Origin of the sequence: Brakhagea slesvicensis, assembly GCF_052161625.1 — a bacterium.
GTDB lineage: Bacteria > Planctomycetota > Planctomycetia > Pirellulales > Pirellulaceae > JBKCUI01.
Window position 1 is genome coordinate 2874038 of the sequence record NZ_CP197412.1, and the last position, 16423, is coordinate 2890460.

Genomic DNA, 16423 nt, shown 5'->3' on the forward strand with positions numbered 1-16423 from the left:
TCGTCGGTCCCAAGCTGGATTCGCTGTTAGTTGTTCTGCGCAAGACCGCAAAAACGCTCCGTGACCAACAGTCTCGGATGGACTTCGAGAGCGCGTGCGGGAAGAGATGTCAGAACCACGCACACGCGATCGTGTGCCGGATCGGCCCAGCCTATGGTGCCGGTGGATCCTGTATGCCCAAAAGCGCGCTCCAATCCGGTTAACTTCAACTCTTCGAACCCGACGTCCAAGCCCAATCCCCGAGTCGGTAATCCCTTGGGGTTGAAATTCTGAACCATGAGACGGCTGGTCTCGGGCTTCAAAATCTTCCCGTCGTGTCTCAAAAAAGTCTCCAAGAATTTGCCGACGTCTGTAGCGGAACTGTGCATTCCTCCCCATGGGGCCCCAAGTTGCCGCCAAAACGGACTGTTCCAATCCCAGCTTTTGGATTCGGCGGAACCTCCGCCCGCTTCGGGAGCTCCGAATTCGGTTTGGACCGAAACCAGCTGCTCGGAACTCAATCCGGAGACTCCCAAAGACGAATCGGACATTCCCAAGGGCTTGGTCACCTTGTCGTTCACCAAGCGATCGATGGTTATCCCCGAGAGACGCTGGGCGATCTCACAAGCCAAAAGAATGCCCATGCTCGAGTACTCGTACGCTGTCCCAGGTTTGAACGCAGGTTTCAACTGGAGCGCCGCTGCCACAAATCGACCTAACGGCGCTTGCCCCCGTCGCAACTCCGCATTCTCGGGAACTTGATCGGGCAACCCAGACACGTGGGTGAGCAGATGTTGTATCGTCACGGCTTCGCGCCCGTCCCCTCGAAACTCCGGAAGGAACTTGCTGACCGGATCGCTCAATTGAATCGCCCCTTCGTCATAGAACGACATGACAGCCGCGATCGCAATCGGCTTGGAAATCGAACCGAGTAGAAAGGAAGCATGCTGATCCTTCGCGTCTCCAAACGATTCGCCATAGACGGCTCCTCCGAACCGACCATAAAAAGCAGCCGATCGAACTTGCCCGCGCGCGACGGCATCGCGCAGCGGCTCGACGATTTTTTGCCAAGAAAGTTCGCTGCCGAACACTGATGAAGACAACGCGGACGAAGACGTCGTGGACGAAGACATCGTGGCTCCTACCGACGCAGCGGCGATCGATTGAGAGAGGAAGACTCGGCGATTCATTTGGTTTTAGCCTCAAGGTGAAAGTCGATAGCATTGCTACCTCGCTTCACCTCGGCTGTCAATGCACCTGGCTGCCTATAAGCCTTCGGAATCTCCACCGTTTTGTCGGGTACCTCCATGCCTTGCGCTTTCATCTCCGCCAACTCTTCTTTGGAAATGCGTTGCACTTCGATACTGACTTGGTGAGGTCCCACCATGGCACCTCGTTTCGTATCGGTGAACATGAGTGAGAAGCGCCCGTCGCGGCTGGTCTGCCCGTAGGAGGGAGAGCCTTCTGCTGGGACGAACGTCAACACAGCATTCGGTATCGGCTGGCCATCGATCGTGACAACTCCTGTCACCGAAGCAAGCTCAGGGCCACCATCTCCACAACCAGTCCATGTCGCAACGCAAAGGGCTATCGCGACAAAACAGGAGGATCGATTCATCGTAGAAAAGTAATGCACAGCCAAACTCCTTCGTTTGTATTCGCTCACGAGGTTCATCCGTTCCAATCGACTCTAGAACTCTTCCGAAATGACTTGACCGTCGTTGATTCCAGCGAGACTCTGATACGTCCCGTAGGGGCCATTGAGCGTCGCTGCCGTGTAATTGGTGTTGGTGTGTTGAATGTTCTCGCTGATGAAGCGAACCGAGCCATCACCTAACGCAAAATTGGCCCCACCTGTGTGATAGCTATGGAACGATCGATGCTTGTCCCCCCCCACCACGGGGCCATTGAGCTTCTTGCGCGTGGAGCGAAGATGAAGGAATGCTCCATTGGTTCCGGGGCCATTGTTATTGCAATTCACTGCACCGGTGGTGATCACGTTGCCGAGAATGAATTGACGATCGGAGCCTTGGCCTGCGGCGTTCAGCGGTCGCCAACTCACCTCCCCAATCGCGATCGTATTGGATGTTCCATCGATGATTTCACCGATGCTCCGCGGTCGATTCACGACGAGCAGACCGGTGTTTCTCGCTTCCGGACCCATGCGATTGCCTGCCTCCACGCCGCAATTGGCACCGTCGAAAGGACCCATGGAGCCGCAATAGCTGGTGATCGCTATCGCATCGATCCCCCCCGGTGAGTTGGCATTAATCGGTCGCGTTAGTGGTGCAAGGTCCGAAGGGCATCGAAACGACGCGATCGGGGTTCGGCACGCGTCGTTGTTGCGGCCTTGCGGGTCGGAAACGGTTCCTGGAGTTCCATACGGTGCGTAACGCAAGTCCAATGTTTGATACAAAGCCCCTTGCTCGATAAAAGGAAGGACCGCCGACATCCAGGACCATCCACCATCGGCGCCGGGAACTCCGGCCGGCGCGCCACTGTTGGCGAAATTGTCGGTGTAGCCGATCGGGAATCGGCGATAGGCGGATTCGTAATTGTGAAGCGACAACGATAATTGCTTGAGGTTATTGCTGCACTGCATCCGCCTCGCTGCTTCCCTCGCTGCTTGCACGGCCGGCAAAAGCAGACCTACCAATATCCCGATGATCGCAATCACCACGAGCAATTCCACCAGGGTGAATCCGCGTACTCGATTCCAACCACTATTCGCAGCATGAACATCCCTGCGAACCAGCATGCGACTTTTCATAAAAGATCTTTCCTCTTCCAAAGCGTTCGACTGATAGAGACCGATTCGTTGACCAATCGGTAAGGCAGATCCCGTTCCAATCGTTAGATCTTTTGGAAAAATGTGGGCGAAGGAGGGCGTTCGCATTTGCATTTCGAGGAAATGCAAGGCGATGAACTTTTCCAACACGACCCACGAATAGATCCCTCCCCCGAGACCTTTCTGTCCGCCAGCAAATACGACGGATTGACTTTCGGCGGTGAGGGGGGGCCAGGAAGCAACACGGTCAAGGGCTTCCGCTGTAAGCGATAAGCCCGCGAGTGCCGAGGATAGAGGGCTAGGGGCTTGGGGGCGACCAAGAGGGATGATCCGCTATACTAATTAGCAACCCACCCATTCGATGCCTTCCCAATAGAGCTGTCTGCTATGACCATCGACCGTCGAGGCTTCCTCCTGCAAACCGCAGGGACGTCGCTGTCCGCGGTGGCCGCCTCCGATTGGGATGCTGCCTCCACCCTCGTTTCCTCTCTCGGATTTCCTCAAAATATGAACCGACCAAAAGTTTTGATCATCGTCGGAGATGCGACTGAAACCGTCGACACACTCTATCCCTACTACCGGTTGATCGAAGGGGGATACCAACCCGTCGTCGCGGCTCCCGAGAAGCGACTCTACAACATGGTGATGCACGAAGTGAAACCAGGTTGGACTATCACCAAGGAATGGGAAGGCTATACGATCCAAGCCGACATCGCATTCCAGGACATCAAGCCCGAAGAGTATGTCGGTATCTTCTTCAGCGGTGGCCGCGCTCCCGAATACATCCGCGAAGATCAAGATCTGCTCCGTATCACTCGCTGGTTCTGGGAGAATAAGAAGCCCTGCGCAAGTGTTTGCCACGGAGTCGAAATTCCTGCTCGAGCTGGCATCGTGAAAGGACTTCGCATGGCAACCGTGGCCAAATGCAAATTCGATCTAGAAGTCTGCGGCGGTATCTACGTCAATGAGCCCTGTGTCATTGATCAGCACATGTACAGCGGTCGGACCTATCACGATAACGGCTACTACATCGGACCATGGATTCAAGCCCTCGATCGAGCTTGCGGAAAATCCGCATAGGTTCACCCTATAAAACAGGTGGCGTCGCAATCGGCGGCGGGAGAAGCTCTAGCGATTGATTGAGTTCGTACGCGATCCAATCGATCTCGGCATCGTTGAGCTGTGTAAGACACCCAAACGTTTTGCCCCCCTTTTCGACGACCGCGAGTTGCATGACCGGGCGATCGTTGACGGACATCCCGCTCGGGGCCAACTCGATCCGGAAGATCCCTTCCCGTTCCCATTGCCGCGTCTTTTTCCCAAAGATCGAAGTCGTCGATATGAACAGCATTCCATAACTGGTTGCGATCGTCGATGTGCGTGTTCCCATGTGAATCGATGCTACCAGCATGGCGATGCCGATAACTTCAAAAAGACCCATGACTAAAACGGCAATCAAAGGGCTCCCATCTACTTTGCCCGCTATTGCGCCGGTCATCGCCAACGCAAATATCACGGTCATGAAGGTCGAAAATGTTGTCCAGAGAATGGCAAAGAAAAACAATCCCTTCGACCCTTTCAGCAATCCTTGGCTCGGGATTTGGATGGTGAGACCATCTTCGCGCTTTTCGAGCGAGACTTTGGAGTCATCCGGTTTCGTCGGAATGGTCCCCGCTGCCAAAGAGGACCAAGCTTCGTCGGATTCGTCCTCGCTACCGGCTTCACTCTGACCCATGAACTCAACGCCATTCTCCTGAACGGCAACAGGAGCCAATCGCAAAACTTGCCCCATGTCCCTGGCCAAGGCACCGAGCAACTCAGCGGAATAACCGAAGGTGATGACAAATATGTCGGCACCAGACCTCTTGGCGATCAGCATGTATCGAAGATGCTCCGGGAGAGGTACAACGGTCGCTCCCGCATCCGACCTACTTCGACGACGCATGCGTGCCCACTCTTCACCGGTTACGACGGCTAGCGAAAGCAATGATTCTCGATCTTTCACTCGCCTCTGGAATCTTTTCCAGCCCACGACTTCATGACTGGCCAGTCCTTTCTCATCCAACTCAATCTCCGTCCGAGTCGATTGCGATAGGACACCCACTCCGATCGACACAATTTTGAGAAACTGCCAAAGGATCCCGAGAAACACCAGCCCCATGGGAATCACGATAATGATCGGAATCCAGTCCGCGAATCCGGCTGGACCATTCCCCTTTGGATTGCCAAAGATCTGCAGTCCAAATCCGTTGAAGAATCGAAAGATGTTGTAGACGAACGGAAGCAGAATCAAGCCAGGGACGAATGCCAACCACCCGAGATGCCGCCACCGTCCTAGATCCCGATGGGGCAAGATCCATTTCTTTCCTGCACCACCCCAAGGCGTGGTGGCGATCCCCAGCGTCTCTAAATCCGGTCCATTCCGATTCGACGATCGTTCCATAGCGTTTCTCGTCAGGCGGTATCTCCAAGTACGCAGGGAGACTTCGTAAATCGCCCCGATGATCTACGCAATAATAGCATCGATCGGTACGCCGTGATCGATGTCCAATCGCTTCCGTCCTGGGATCTCCAATTTTCTCGAATCCAATCCCAGTTGTTGGAGTATGGTCGCATGAAGATCGGTGACGTAGTGGCGGTCCTCGATGGCGTGGAACCCGAGTTCATCGGTGGCCCCGTGGACGACTCCACCCCGAATCCCTCCCCCAGCCATCCAAACAGAGAATCCGTAGATATGGTGATCTCGACCATCCGAACCTTGCGTTCCAGGTGTGCGCCCGAATTCGGTTGCAAAGACGACCATGGTGCTCTCGAGCAGCCCTCGTTGCTTAAGATCCTTGAGCAATCCCGCAATCGGCTTGTCGACCGCTTGAAAGTTCTTCGTGTGATTGGATTTGAGTCCTCCATGGGCATCCCAAGCCCCTGCGCCGCCACCGCCATGCTGAACTTGGATGAACCGCACCCCACGCTCGACGAAACGTCGGCAAGCTAACATCTGCATGCCAAACTCTTTGGTCTCTGGTGCGTCGATGCCGTACATGCTGAGCGTCGATTCTGTCTCATCGGAGAATCGCAATGTCTCGGGTATCGAAGCTTGCATTCGAAAGGCTAACTCATACGAACGGATCCTCGCCTCCAAGACCGGATCGTCGGGGTACTCGACCGCCCGAAGCTCGTTCAGATCGCGCACCAAGTCGAAACCAAGTCGCTGGGCGTCCCCCTTCATCACGCGATGGCTGGTCCCATAGTCGAGCGGGTTGGCTGGATCGACGCGAATGGGAATCGCGTCATGCGCAGGCCCCAGATAGTGACCATCCCTGGCATTCCAATACTCGCGAGTCCCCATCGAAAGGAATTGCGGAAGGTTTTCATTAAGGGTCCCCAATCCGTAATGGACCCAAGCCCCCAACGTCGGGAACTCGCCATCGAGCATGTGTCGCCCGGAATGGAACTGCGTCTGAGCTCCATGGTTGTCGTCGGTGGTCCACATCGATCTCACGAAGGCGATATCGTCTGCGCAGCTACCGATATGCGGAACCCAATCGCTCAATTCGATACCCGATTCTCCATACTTCTTGTAGCCGACCTGCAGGGGGTAAATCTTGTTCCTCTGTTGGCCATTCGCATCGTTGATAACGGTGACGCGCGCCAGTTTGAGCTTGTCCGGATTCTGCACTTCCGCAAAAGGTGTTTCGCTAATCGACTTGTCCGCATACTGAGTAAGCATCGGCTTCGGATCAAACGACTCCATGTGCGATACCCCACCGTTCATGAAGAGCCAAATGACGCTCTTCGCCTTCGGTGCAAAGTGAGGTTTCCCATCGGGTGGGACCCAAAGGCCATCCGACAAAGCACCATGGACGCTCCGTTCGCCGGCTAACATGGCTCCCAACGCCAGACCGGTGAACCCCATCCCAAGATCGGAAAGGAAGGCGCGTCGCCTCCTGGGGCCAACGAGGCGATTATCGAATCGTGATGAAGTCATTGTGGTTGAGGAGAGCTAAAAGGAAGGCTGCTGGGGGAGGAAGCGTATCGTCTTTCTGGTTGTCCGAATTCTGACCGCCGTCAGGATCTCCCTGCGATGGCCGCCGCAGGGAATCCAAGAAACGGATCGATCGCTCGATTTCTTGCTCGTTGGGTTCATACCCCAACAGCTTGCGAAACGCTTGCATCACAAAGTCCCGATCCGACGTGTTGGAGTCGGGTATCGTTGTCTCGAGCCGTTTGGCAATCTGGATCGCCAAGTCCTGCGTTAACTGGCTATTTTCCAACGCTAACGCTTGTTGCGGGACGATCGAAGTCGCTCTTCGATAGCAGTCCAGGACATTCGCATCGTCGAAGACCGAGAGAAGCTGATTGTGCTCGTTTTTGGAGTGGAAGTAGTAAAGGCTCCGTCGCTTCGACATCGTATCGCTCACAGGAACGGATGGCCCTCCCATTTTCATGTCGAGCTCACCGGCGAGTGCGAGCAAGCTATCGCGAACGACTTGCGACTCCATCCGGATGGGATTCATTCGCCAATACAATCGGTTCTCGCGATCCGATCGCAACGTCTCCTCCGTCGCCCCCTTGGAAGACGATGTTCGAGCGTAAAGAGAGGACGTCAACATGAGGCGGTGCATGTGCTTCATGCTCCAACCGCTCTCCATGAATTCGACCGCGAGCCAGTCCAATAACTCGGGATGCGTGGGAGGCGAACCCTTGCGGCCAAAGTCAAAAACGGTCGGAACAAGTGGTGCACCGAAGTGTCTTGACCAAAGGTGATTGACTGCCACGCGCGCCGTGAGCGGGTTCTTGTCGCTGGCAATCCATCGAGCTAACGCCGAACGGCGGCCGGTCGATTGCTTCGGGAAGGGCTTCTTTCGGGATTCCTCGGTTTCCACGTTGGATTCGGCGGTCTTTTCGGAACCGATCAAGCTCGGGTAGTTGGTTCCTGGCGACTCATGCTTCTTGCGAGCTTCATCCAGCTGCTTGTTCGCGGCTTCCTGTTTCTTAGAAAGATCTTCCTTCTTCTTGTCATCGGTCTCTTTCGATGCTTGGCATTCGAGCTCTTTGCATGCCAATTCGGCGCGGGAGACCGCCAGCTGGGTTACCGCGCGAGCCGCGTCCGAAATCGCTTGATCCGCAGATACCTCAAGTGTTTCACCCAGATAACGCACGCGATCCGCGGCGTGGCGAAGGTCGATGGATTGCAGCTCTTGGTCTGCGATCGACTTCTTCAGAAGGAGGATCTCGCGTTCCAGAGGTGCTTTCGCTTCGCTGTCCTTATTCATCTCATCGACAGCGGCTGTTGCTTTCTCTTGATTTCGAATGGCTCGTTTTCGATATGCCGCGACAATTTCATCTCGAACACCTGGATGCACTGCACGAACAGGTAGCTCGACCGGTTTCACTTCAAAAGGAGCGGTGGCAGCAAGAAAGCCAGGGACGTTAGGCACGAGCGGTTGGTCCGTTTGCGGGTTCCGTTCGTCTCCTCGTACATGCAGATAGGTGGGGGCATCCAGATTGCAGTCGAAGGCGCGCGGGATTCCATCTTTCTGTAGATCGGTCTCGTCTCCGTTGATATCCATTCGGACTTGGTAAGGCTCGAATATCGCGCGCAGCTCGTAGTAGTTTTGTTGCGTGATCGGGTCGTACTTATGGTCGTGACACTTCGAGCAGTTGGCGGTGAGACCGAGCATCCCTTTAAAGGTGTGTTCGATCGTTTCGTCCATCCAAGTCGTTCGGTTGAATTTGAAGTACTGCCGTGCCAAGTAACCTGTCGCACGCAATCGATTCGTGTCCTCGGGATAGAGTTCATCGGCTGCGAGCATCTCTCGGATCATCTGGTCATAGCCTTTGTCTTCATGGAGGGACTCGATGATCCAGTCTCGCCAATGCCACATGTGCTTCTGTGAATTGCGCACCTCTGCACCGAGGCCCCACCAATCGCTGTAGCGCCAAATATCCATCCAGTGGCGTCCCCACCGTTCAGCGTATTGAGGACTTTCGAGCAAGCGATCGATGACCTTGCTGCGCGCCTCCGGGGAATGATCTTCCAGGAACGCATTTTGTTCGGCATCGGTAGGTGGCAAGCCTGTCAGGTCGAGCGAAACGCGTCGAAGCCAAAGGCGTTGGTCGAGGGGGCCGACGGATTGAACGCCTGCGATTCGCTGCTTCTCTGCGATGAAGGCGTCGATAGGATGGAGTGTCTCTTCCAAAGTGGGTGAGAGGGTCGGAACCACTGGACGTACGGGAGGTTGGAAGGACCAATGCCGTTCTGGATCTTGCTCCGGTTCCTCCTGTTCCGGAGCTGGGGCGCCGGATTGGATCCACTGCTCGATCGCCGCAATCTGCGCGGGCTTTAGGGGCTCACCTTCGGGCGGCATGCGGAGATCCGGGTCCGACGAGGAGACGCGAGACCATACCAGGCTGCTACTGGAAGTTCCTGGTGTGATGGCGGGTCCACTATCTCCACCGGACTTCATGAAGGCCGCCGTGTCTAGGCGAAGCCCAGCCTCTTGCTTGAGTACGCCATGGCAAGCAAAACAGCGCTCGGCGAAGATGGCCTTGATGTCTTTTTCGTAGTCGATCGCCGCAGCCATGGGCAATGGAGCGGACGCAAGGATCGCGATCATCCAGGCAAGCGGGAGGGGGACGGCACGCACGATGAGACGCATGGGGAATGGGTGGGAGAGTGAGGCGGGAGGTGGATTTGGCGCGGCGCTAGCCACCCGTTCCGTTCTACTATAGTCTATCTCCCGGTGAACCGCACGCGATGTGTTGCAACCCATGTTTTGCACTCAGTGAATTGCAAGCAGTGAATTGCATAGGGCTGAAATCGGTTCGGCGGAGGGAGCGACCCTTCATTTCAACTAAAAGGCTGCAATCCGATGGACACGACAAGCGACAGATTCCCGCAATGGCGATGGCCCCAATGGATACTGCGAGCGGCGGGCATCTACAATTTGGTTTGGGGTGTTTGGGTGATCCTGTTTCCACATCTTCTGTTTGATTGGACAGGCATACCTCGTCTGAATCATCCCGGGATTTGGCAAGCGGTAGGGATGATCGTTGGCGTATATGGGATCGGCTATTGGATTGCTGCAACCAATGTCTTGCGCCATTGGCCCATCGTACTGGTCGGGTTCCTTGGAAAGATCTTCGGTCCCATTGGATTTTTGGGGGCCGCTTTGCGGGGCGAGTTGCCTTGGTCGTGGGGCGTCACGATTCTGACGAACGATTTGATTTGGTGGTTACCGTTCGCGGCAATTCTTTATGGTGTGTTCAAGAGTCACAGCGATCCGAGCAGTCGCGTTCCCGTGGCGGCACGAGGTGGTTTGGAACCACGAAGTAGTTTGGAGCAAGGGGCCGACGCGATTCTTCCACGTCCCCAATCTTCCAATGGGAAATCGATCGATGCATTGTCGAGCGATCGACCGATCCTGTTGGTCTTTATTCGTCACGCAGGCTGTACGTTCTGTCGCGAAACGTTGGCGGTGTTGGCGTCTCGATTAGAAGAAATCCACAGTTTGGGATTGGTACCGGTCGTGGTGCACATGAGTTCCCTCGAGGAAGGTGAGCGATTGCTCATCTCTCACGGGCTCAAAGATACGATTCACATTTCGGATCCCGGGTGTGTGCTATATAGACAGTACCAGTTGGGGCGAGGAACGGTTTCTCAGCTATTTGGTCCGTCTGTTTGGTGGAAAGGCTTTCAAGCGGCCATTCTTCGTGGTCATGGCGTAGGCAAACTTTCTGGAGATGGATTCCAATTGGGAGGTGCGGCAATCGTCGATCAAGGGAGAACGATACAAGTTTTCCCGGCAGCCGATGCAGCCACTTCGCTTCCCGTTGCCTCCGAGCTTCGAGCGACATTGCAATGCGCTGCACCGATCCCGAAAGCTCTGTAGACATCATCCTGTTCATCCTGCCCATCCATGTTCATTCGAAAACGCGGTGATCTTCGATTCGTGCCGATCGCCGTCCATCGAGATTTTCATTTGCTTGATGTCGGCTAGGATCTCGCCTTGCTCGTTGGTCAACTTCGACAACTCTTCATTCACGGATTCGAACCGCACGCTGGTGCTAGGACTACATCAAAGACTATGTCCCATTTAACCAATTTGCAGCTTGATCATCGGACAGCATGAACATGGATGAACAGGATACACAGGATTTGCAAAGCCAGTCAAATCTGAAGTTTGGTTCCATCACCGAGGCGATCATTGGATGCGCATTCGAAGTGATCAATGAATTGGGTCTTGGGTTCCTAGAATCGGTCTACGAAAAGGCACTCGCGATCGCTTTGCAGGAAAAGGGACTGACAATCCAGTGTCAACATCCCATCCAAGTCCGATTTCGCAACCAAATCGTCGGTGACTCTTGGACATTATCCTGTTCATCCTGCCCATCCATGTTCATTCGAAAACGCGGTGATCTTCGATTCGTGCCGATCGCCGTCCATCGATATTTTCATTTGCTTGATGTCGGCTTGGGTCTTGCCTTGCTCGTTGGTCAACTCCGTCAACTCTTCATTCACGTATTCGAACCGCGCTGGTGCTAGGACTACATCAAAGACTATGTCCCATTTAACCAATTTGCAGCTTGATCATCGGACAGTATGAACATGGATGAACAGGATACACAGGATTTGCAAAGCCAGACAAATCTGAAGTTTGGTTCCATAACCGAGACGATCATTTGCAGGAGAAGGGACTGACAGTGCAATGTCAACATCGCATCCAAGTCCATTTTCGGAACCAAATTTTCGGTGACTCTTGGACATTATCCTGTTCATCCTGCCCATCCATGTTCATTCGAAAACGCGGTGATCTTCGATTCATGCCGATCGCCTTCGCTTCCAGTTGCCTCCGAGTTGCGGACTACCATACAATGCGCTGCGCCGATCCCGAAAGCTCTATAGCATCCAAGAAGAAACCCAGCATGACCGACGCGAAGAACGATCTTGTGCGCCATGTCATTGATAGTCGGCAGTACACGGAATTGGCAACCAACCCCAGCTTTTCGCTACGTGATTTCAATGCTGCACCTGAGAAGTACCGCGCGCTGGTGCCCGAGTACACCAAAGACTATGTCCTACTTCACCAATTTGCAGCTTGATCATTGGACAGAATGAACATGGATGAACAGGATACACAGGATTTGCAAAGCCAGTCGAATCTGAAGTTTGGTTCCATCACCGAGGCGATCATTGGATGCGCATTCGAAGTGATCAATGAATTGGGTCTTGGGTTCCTAGAATCGGTCTACGAAAAGGCACTCGCGATCGCTTTGCAGGAAAAGGGACTGACAATCCAGTGTCAACATCCCATCCAAGTCCGATTTCGCAACCAAATCGTCGGTGACTTCTATGCGGACCTATTCGTCGAGGGCAAAGTCATTGTCGAGCTCAAGGCTGTCAAAGCTATTGCTCCAGAGCACCAAGCCCAAATCATCAACTATTTGAAGGCGACAGGAATCGAGGTTGGCTTGCTGATCAACTTCGGTAGTCCAAAACTGGAATACAAACGGTTTACGCGAAACAAGCAATAGTTTGCACCTTTAGACATCATCCTGTTCATCCTGCCCATCCATGTTCATTCAAAAACGCGGTGATCTTCGATTCATGCCGATCGCCGTCCATCGATATTTTCATTTGATTGATGTCGGCTAGGGTCTCGCCTTGCTCGTTGGTCAACTCCGTCAACTCTTCATTCACGGATTCGAACCGTGCGCTGGTGCTAGGACTACATCAAAGACTATGACCTACTTCACCAATTTGCAGCTTGATCATAGGACAGAATGAACATGGATGAACAGGATACACAGGATTTGCAAAGCCAGTCAAATCTGAAGTTTGGTTCCATCACCGAGGCGATCATTGGATGCGCATTCGAAGTGATCAATGAATTGGGTCTTGGGTTCCTAGAATCGGTCTACGAAAAGGCACTCGCGATCGCTTTGCAGGAAAAGGGACTGACAATCCAGTGTCGACATCCCATCCAAGTCCGATTTCGCAACCAAATCGTCGGTGACTCTTGGACATTATCCTGTTCATCCTGCCCATCCATGTTCATTCGAAAACGCAGTGATCTTCGATTCATGCCGATCGCCGTCCATCGATATTTTCATTTGCTTGATGTCGGCTTGGGTCTTGCCTTGCTCGTTGGTCAACTCCGTCAACTCTTCATTCACGTATTCGAACCGCGCTGGTGCTAGGACTACATCAAAGACTATGTCCCATTTAACCAATTTGCAGCTTGATCATCGGACAGCATGAACATGGATGAACAGGATACACAGGATTTGCAAAGCCAGTCAAATCTGAAGTTTGGTTCTGTCACCGAGGCGATCATTTGCAGGAAAGAGGACTGACAGTGCAATGTCAACATCGCATCCAAGTCCGTTTTCGAAACCAAATCTTCGGTGACTTTTAGACATCATCCTGTTCATCCTGCCCATCCATGTTCATTCAAAAACGCGGTGATCTTCGATTCATGCCGATCGCCGTCCATCGAGATTTTCATTTGCTTGATGTCGGCTAGGATCTCGCCTTGCTCGTTGGGCAACTCCGTCAACTCTTCATTCACGGATTCGAACCGCGCGCTGGTGCTAGGACTACATCAAAGACTATGTCCCGCTTCACCAATTTGCAGCTTGGTCATAGGACAGCATGAACATGGATGAACAGGATACACAGGATTTGCAAAGCCAGTCGAATCTGAAGTTTGGTTCCATCACCGAGGCGATCGCTTTGCCGGAAAGGGGACTGACAGTGCAATGTCAACATCGCATCCAAGTCCGTTTTCGAAACCAAATTTTCGGTGACTCTTGGACATTATCCTGTTCATCCTGCCCATCCATGTTCATTCGAAAACGCGGTGATCTTCGATTCATGCCGATCGCCGTCCATCGAGATTTTCATTTGATTCTCCGACGGCGAATGGGGGACGGCAAGTCTTCACTTTCAGCATGGGTCTGGTGCGCTAGCGAGTTCATGCTTTGGCGATCCCATTTCTGGGCAAGCGAACGATCAATCTTTATGGAGAGAACGAGGGTTTTGCATCCAATAGAGGCGGCCATCTTCGGCCCCTCCTAAGAACTCAGGGATGCCATCGCCGTCAAAATCGGCGACGCTTGGGCTGACGTCGTGGCCTTCGATGTTCTTCTTCGCGAGGGTACCGACTCGCTCCATAACCCATTTCCCGTTTCGCTTGTCGGTTTGCACCAGCAGATCCGCGTTGGAGGAATTGAGAAGCAAATCGAATTTACCGTCCCCGTCCCAATCGGCCGCGCAAAGTTTCCTTCGTCCGCTCTTGCCAGCCAAACCTCCGTTGAGCTGCAGCGGGCGACCATCCACATCGACGAAGTTCCTCTTCGGTGCTTTGAGTGCCAGTACCCCGCCTGATTTGGTTCGTTCGAAGTATGCGAGGTAGCCTTGCTGGTCCAGCATCGCCAAGTCTCGGAGACCGTCTCCGTTAAAATCAAAAACGATAGGTGTCGTTCTCCATTGCGTGAGGAGCGCTTTGCCTTGGGGACGGACCCATCCCCAAGCCAGTGGCGGCTGTTTGCCTTCCCATTCCACGTCGATACTCTGTGGCGCAGCCAGCTTCGGTGCACCTTTTTGTCCGATATTCTTAAGCCATTCCACCCGGCCTAAAATAGAGTTGTAGACGATGTCGGCCAATCCATCGTGATCCCAGTCGGCAACGGACAAAGTGGTATAACCCCATTTCGCTTCTGCGGGCCCTTGTATGGACCCGTTCGGGCCGGCCATGACTCGAAATGGTTTTCCATCGACTTCCAGTCGCTGGGGCGCATTCCAGACGAGAATCTTTTCGTCGCGCGGACTGACATTTTCAAAAAACTCAATGGTGCCAGCCGTGTTCCCGCAAAGGATATCCAGATCCCCGTCGCTATCCCAATCGAAGGGAAACGGGGTCGCGAGCGCGCCGCACTTGAGCGTGTCTGCTTTCTGCTGCAAGTAATCGGGCTGCAAGAACTGTGGTGCACCATGTTGTAATCCAACATTCTCGACGATCGCGACGCGTCCATCTTCGTCGCCGACGATCAAGTCTACGTCTCCGTCGCGATCCCAATCCATTGCGATCGGGACGATCATTTCCAGATCCATGGCAACGGGGACTCCCTCAGGAGTGGTGACGCGTTGACCCGCTGCGAACTTGGGTTGTTGTCGGGTGCCGATGTTTTCGAAATACGTGAACTGATCGAGGAACTCTCCGCAAAGGAGATCCAGATCGCCATCGGAGTCGAAGTCGACGAAGTTCTGGGAAGGGCAACCGAAGACATCGAGTCGTTTGCCATCCGCTTCGATCAGGAAAGGCTTTTCATAGTCGGGAGTTTGGTCGTTGCCAGCATTGCGAAAGATGTAGATCCATCCGTGAAGAGGTCCGTTGGTCCAATTGCCATTTGTGTCGTAGGCATCGTCCCAGCCGTAATAGCTCCAGTCTTCGATCCCGACCGAAAGATCCAACGCGCCGTCACCGTCGTAGTCGACATAGCGCCATTGATTGTGGCGAACCTTGGGGCCTTTCGGTTGCCCCCCCTGGGGCGCATGGAATTTGGGATCGATAGGGAGTTTGATTTTGACGTCTGTCCCCTTTGTCAGGAATTCGGGATATTCCCAACCTGCGGAGAGCACGCGAACTTGATCTCCGATATAGCTGGGCATCACGTAATGCACGGTGGCGCTTAGGCGTTTAGCGGGTTCGAACACGGGACGTTTGTGAATCGAAGTGTCTCCCTGTTTGTTTTCGAAATACCAGACGCCGTTCGAGGGTTTGTCGGGACAGGAGACTAGCAAATCGAGGTCCCCATCGCCGTCGGCATCGCAGGGGATGGGCCAAGCCCAAAGACCGACCCCCAGGTCGACGGTAAGGCCCGGATTGTTGTAAGCAAGAAGCTGGAGTTCTTGGGAACGCGCGACGCAGGGGGCGAACAACAGCCAGCACGCTGCCACGCATGCGACCATCGAGTCATAACCGGCTCGGCACAAGAAACGGGCCTTGAGTTTTGCGGAAAGGTTTCGCATGGTTTTCCAAGATGAACGGGGAGAGGTTCGAGTTCGATCGTGCGGAACATATCACTTCTACAAGCTGCATTCTAGCGTTGTGCATCAAAGCATGGCCATGTTTTGTCAGCCTGGAGATGCGACGCGACCGATTCCAAAAGCGGGTCGATGGTCTGAGCTTGAATGCGATGGGGTGGGTTCCAAGGTCGCCATTGGAATCCGGTGTGTTCCGTCAGCTTTAATTCTACCTCTCCTGTGAGGAAACCGAGGAACAGCGTAAGTTCTTTGAAGCGAGGGGCGGGATCCTTCGGGTATTGGACCCAGTAGCGTTGCTGGTACTCAAAGGTAGGGTCGACCCAAAGGAGTGAGTTGGGGATGCCCGTCTCCTCCCAAAGTTCTCGCAAGGCTGCTTCACGCTTTGTTTCACCGAAATCGAGATGCCCTTTGGGCAAGTCCCAGCGGTTCGGATGCTTCATCAGCAGAAATTCAAGCTCGTTGGCCCTGCGAAATACGAGAAAGCCGCTGGAATAAAGCGAGGGTCGCATCGGCACCTTTTGCAATAAGAGGGGGGGAATCCGGAGTTCAGGGAATCGGGTATCATACGCCGGTGGCGACGAGGAGGGTATAAGTGCGCGAGCGAGGAT

General features: G+C 53.9%; 17 protein-coding genes. 6 read left to right on the plus strand and 11 right to left on the minus strand.

Translation table 11 applies throughout. The annotated features are described in order from the left end of the window. Window positions 1–26: 26 nt before the first annotated feature. The 3 genes from SH467x_RS10795 to SH467x_RS10805 are packed head-to-tail and all read right to left on the minus strand — an operon-like array spanning window position 27 to window position 2749. On the minus strand, window positions 27–1169 hold the full coding sequence (locus SH467x_RS10795; RefSeq protein ID WP_482371281.1) for a serine hydrolase domain-containing protein: 1143 nt from the start codon (window positions 1167–1169) through the stop codon (window positions 27–29). Beyond that, on the minus strand, window positions 1166–1654 hold the full coding sequence (locus SH467x_RS10800) for a transthyretin-like family protein (protein ID WP_482371282.1): 489 nt from the start codon (window positions 1652–1654) through the stop codon (window positions 1166–1168). Before SH467x_RS10800 ends, SH467x_RS10795 begins: the two co-directional genes overlap by 4 nt. Before the next feature lie 15 nt (window positions 1655–1669). Next, window positions 1670–2749 (minus strand): DUF1559 family PulG-like putative transporter, encoded by a 1080-nt coding sequence (locus SH467x_RS10805; protein ID WP_482371283.1) that lies wholly within the window; start codon window positions 2747–2749, stop codon window positions 1670–1672. Between the two features lie 525 nt (window positions 2750–3274). On the opposite strand from SH467x_RS10805, the gene SH467x_RS10810 reads away from it, so the two are divergent. Then, window positions 3275–3847, plus strand: a complete 573-nt coding sequence (locus SH467x_RS10810; RefSeq protein WP_482371361.1) for a DJ-1/PfpI family protein — start codon at window positions 3275–3277, stop codon at window positions 3845–3847. A 7-nt stretch (window positions 3848–3854) separates the two neighbouring features. Here the strand turns inward: SH467x_RS10810 and SH467x_RS10815 are convergent, their stop codons facing one another. From SH467x_RS10815 to SH467x_RS10825, 3 genes are all read right to left on the minus strand, one after another. Then, window positions 3855–5210: a hypothetical protein gene (locus SH467x_RS10815; protein WP_482371284.1), complete on the minus strand. Its 1356-nt coding sequence runs from the start codon at window positions 5208–5210 to the stop codon at window positions 3855–3857. A gap of 63 nt (window positions 5211–5273) precedes the next feature. Next, window positions 5274–6752, minus strand: coding sequence for a DUF1501 domain-containing protein (locus SH467x_RS10820; protein ID WP_482371285.1), 1479 nt, complete (start codon window positions 6750–6752; stop codon window positions 5274–5276). Then, the gene (locus tag SH467x_RS10825) at window positions 6730–9426 is read right to left on the minus strand and encodes a PSD1 and planctomycete cytochrome C domain-containing protein (protein ID WP_482371286.1); all 2697 of its coding nucleotides are present in this window, start codon (window positions 9424–9426) and stop codon (window positions 6730–6732) included. Before SH467x_RS10825 ends, SH467x_RS10820 begins: the two co-directional genes overlap by 23 nt. A gap of 213 nt (window positions 9427–9639) precedes the next feature. On the opposite strand from SH467x_RS10825, the gene SH467x_RS10830 reads away from it, so the two are divergent. Continuing rightward, window positions 9640–10659 (plus strand): AhpC/TSA family protein, encoded by a 1020-nt coding sequence (locus SH467x_RS10830; protein ID WP_482371287.1) that lies wholly within the window; start codon window positions 9640–9642, stop codon window positions 10657–10659. 12 nt (window positions 10660–10671) lie between these two features. Here the strand turns inward: SH467x_RS10830 and SH467x_RS10835 are convergent, their stop codons facing one another. After that, window positions 10672–10827: a hypothetical protein gene (locus SH467x_RS10835; RefSeq protein WP_482371288.1), complete on the minus strand. Its 156-nt coding sequence runs from the start codon at window positions 10825–10827 to the stop codon at window positions 10672–10674. A 74-nt stretch (window positions 10828–10901) separates the two neighbouring features. On the opposite strand from SH467x_RS10835, the gene SH467x_RS10840 reads away from it, so the two are divergent. The 3 genes from SH467x_RS10840 (at window position 10902) to SH467x_RS10850 (ending at window position 12301) form a co-directional block, all read left to right on the plus strand. Then, window positions 10902–11312: a GxxExxY protein gene (locus tag SH467x_RS10840; protein WP_482371289.1), complete on the plus strand. Its 411-nt coding sequence runs from the start codon at window positions 10902–10904 to the stop codon at window positions 11310–11312. A gap of 380 nt (window positions 11313–11692) precedes the next feature. Further along, window positions 11693–11869, plus strand: coding sequence for a hypothetical protein (locus SH467x_RS10845; RefSeq protein WP_482371290.1), 177 nt, complete (start codon window positions 11693–11695; stop codon window positions 11867–11869). Window positions 11870–11887: 18 nt separating this feature from the next. Then, window positions 11888–12301, plus strand: coding sequence for a GxxExxY protein (locus SH467x_RS10850; protein WP_482371291.1), 414 nt, complete (start codon window positions 11888–11890; stop codon window positions 12299–12301). A gap of 25 nt (window positions 12302–12326) precedes the next feature. Here SH467x_RS10850 and SH467x_RS10855 read toward each other — a convergent pair whose 3' ends face one another. After that, complete coding sequence (locus tag SH467x_RS10855) at window positions 12327–12467, minus strand: hypothetical protein (RefSeq protein ID WP_482371292.1); 141 nt, start codon at window positions 12465–12467, stop codon at window positions 12327–12329. An 89-nt stretch (window positions 12468–12556) separates the two neighbouring features. On the opposite strand from SH467x_RS10855, the gene SH467x_RS10860 reads away from it, so the two are divergent. Then, on the plus strand, window positions 12557–12967 hold the full coding sequence (locus SH467x_RS10860) for a GxxExxY protein (protein ID WP_482371293.1): 411 nt from the start codon (window positions 12557–12559) through the stop codon (window positions 12965–12967). Window positions 12968–13197: 230 nt separating this feature from the next. On the opposite strand, the gene SH467x_RS10865 is transcribed toward SH467x_RS10860, so the two are convergent. The 3 genes from SH467x_RS10865 to SH467x_RS10875 form a co-directional block, all read right to left on the minus strand. Continuing rightward, window positions 13198–13338, minus strand: a complete 141-nt coding sequence (locus SH467x_RS10865) for a hypothetical protein (RefSeq protein ID WP_482371294.1) — start codon at window positions 13336–13338, stop codon at window positions 13198–13200. Window positions 13339–13781: 443 nt separating this feature from the next. Beyond that, complete coding sequence (locus tag SH467x_RS10870) at window positions 13782–15800, minus strand: FG-GAP repeat domain-containing protein (RefSeq protein ID WP_482371295.1); 2019 nt, start codon at window positions 15798–15800, stop codon at window positions 13782–13784. Between the two features lie 71 nt (window positions 15801–15871). After that, the gene (locus SH467x_RS10875) at window positions 15872–16324 is read right to left on the minus strand and encodes a bis(5'-nucleosyl)-tetraphosphatase (RefSeq protein ID WP_482371296.1); all 453 of its coding nucleotides are present in this window, start codon (window positions 16322–16324) and stop codon (window positions 15872–15874) included. Window positions 16325–16423: the final 99 nt, after the last annotated feature.